Raw genomic sequence first — 1,771 nt, forward strand, 5'->3', positions numbered from 1 at the left:
CTTTTTTTGTCTATAGAAGGTTCAACTAATCGCCATAGGTCTTTAGGGCGGAAACATCTACTTTTTAACCATCGGCTAACCGTGTCATGAGATAAAGGCGATGGGCTGACTTCTGATAACGCCAAACAAGAGTATCTTACACTGCTTACTTGCAAGAATATTTTATAGATATCTTTAATGCATGGATAACCGGACAAAATATGAACATCCTGATTTTTTCTTGTTTTTAAATTTATACTTCTTTTTTAGAGACTGCGAAACTCGTGTTTCGATGAAACCGAACGGGCGCAAATCAAGATGGCAGAACGACGTGAGCGCTGTGTAGCCTCACCGTCAAAATCGTAAGAGGAAAAAACAATGGGTAGAAAAGCGTTACCGATGACGGCTGAAATCGCCCCCGAACAGCCTTTGGCACCGGATTTAATGAACAACCTTAACGCCCTGGCTGAACATCAGCAAGCCATTATGAACAAGTACGGCGAGGGCCTGCCCTATGAACGCGAGCGCATTGTGCATGAAGCGCGCTTCTATATGGCACAGAGCGCGGAAGCCATGCTGGAGGCGGGGAAGCGGCTAATTATTATTAAAGAAAATGAGCCGCATGGAGAGTTTACCAAAATAGTCACTGAACGCTTGGGGATGGCGCACAGAACAGCCAACTTAATAATGAAAGCTGCACTAAAATATACCTCACCTGGATTACAGGCGAACTCGCAAACGCTTGCGAGTTTAGGTAAAACAAAACTCTTTGAGTTGATGACTGAAGATGATGAAGATCTTGCCGCATTAGTCGAAGGCGGCACCATTGCCGGCCTGACACTTGACGAGGTTGATCGCATGTCTGTGCGTGAACTAAAAGCAAAACTGCGCGAAACCCGTGACAGCCTGGAAGCCAGCCGCCGCCTGGCCAACGAAAAAGACCAAAAAATCAATGAGCTGAGTGAAAACCGCCTGCTTAATCAGCATCGCCCGTTAGGGGAAGAAGGCATCCGCCAGCTCCGTGAAGAAATTGGCCTGGTGGGCTTTGATGTTAAAGCCATGTTAATGGGCCGCTTTCGGGAAGGGCTGGAAAAATTGCATAGCCACAGTGGTGATATTACGTCACACGCCGACTATTTGGCGGGCCTACTTAATGACATTGAGTTTGAAATCAATATGTTACGCAGTGACTTTGCCTTACCCCATCACACCCCATCAGAGACCGTACCAGACTGGGTAAAGGATGATGCAGATGCTGAAGACGCGGATTTTCAGTTACCGGAACACCTGCGCGGCACGGGGCAGGATAACGGCGAGGAGGCGGTGTTATGAACGCCATCCTGACCGAACGCCTGTTAGCGATTGCCCAGGCTGCCGAGAAAGCCGGGCATGGCGGCAAAGACGCGGTTTATCAGACAGGTTGTCAGGCACTCGGCATTTCCAAAGCCACGCTGCTACGAAAAATCAAACAGGTCAGCGTTAAACCGTCGCGCAAGCAACGGGTGGATTGTGGTACCAGTGCCCTGACACGTGAGGAAGCCCTACAGATATCTTATATCTTGATCATTGACTTTCAAAGGTTAATGATCCCCAACTGATCATTGGGATGTTACCGGTGAGTTTGTACTCTGCCTTAAGCTTAGAGCTTGTACGTCAGATTAAACCCTGGTGACATATTCATAATCGTCTTCAAGACCGAACGGTATCTTGTGCTACGAGCACGTATTTATAAGGAAGGTCAGGGCGATATATTCAATTATCTGTTTTTTTATGGAAGAATCTACCATGCTCA

At 47.4% G+C, this 1,771-nt stretch carries 2 protein-coding genes and 1 pseudogene; 2 read left to right on the forward strand and 1 reads right to left on the reverse strand.

The features are described 5' to 3' along the window. Positions 1–197: pseudogene (locus tag CBG25_RS15865) on the reverse strand (hypothetical protein); the annotation flags it as partial. 160 nt (positions 198–357) lie between these two features. Between CBG25_RS15865 and CBG25_RS15870 the strand changes: the two are divergent. Continuing rightward, positions 358–1,311 (forward strand): DUF3102 domain-containing protein, encoded by a 954-nt coding sequence (locus CBG25_RS15870; protein ID WP_290607853.1) that lies wholly within the window; start codon positions 358–360, stop codon positions 1,309–1,311. Continuing rightward, positions 1,308–1,577: a hypothetical protein gene (locus tag CBG25_RS15875; protein ID WP_290607855.1), complete on the forward strand. Its 270-nt coding sequence runs from the start codon at positions 1,308–1,310 to the stop codon at positions 1,575–1,577. Before CBG25_RS15870 ends, CBG25_RS15875 begins: the two co-directional genes overlap by 4 nt. The last annotated feature ends 194 nt before the right edge of the window (positions 1,578–1,771 follow it).

This window comes from Arsenophonus sp. ENCA (assembly GCF_002287155.1).
GTDB classification, from domain to species: Bacteria; Pseudomonadota; Gammaproteobacteria; order Enterobacterales; family Enterobacteriaceae; genus Arsenophonus; species Arsenophonus nilaparvatae.

Bases quoted from the DNA above. Each gene is read 5' to 3' on its own strand.
- CBG25_RS15870 (WP_290607853.1), top strand. From the start codon at position 358: ATGGGTAGAAAAGCGTTACCGATGACGGCTGAAATCGCCCCCGAACAG.
- CBG25_RS15875 (WP_290607855.1), top strand. From the start codon at position 1,308: ATGAACGCCATCCTGACCGAACGCCTGTTAGCGATTGCCCAGGCTGCC.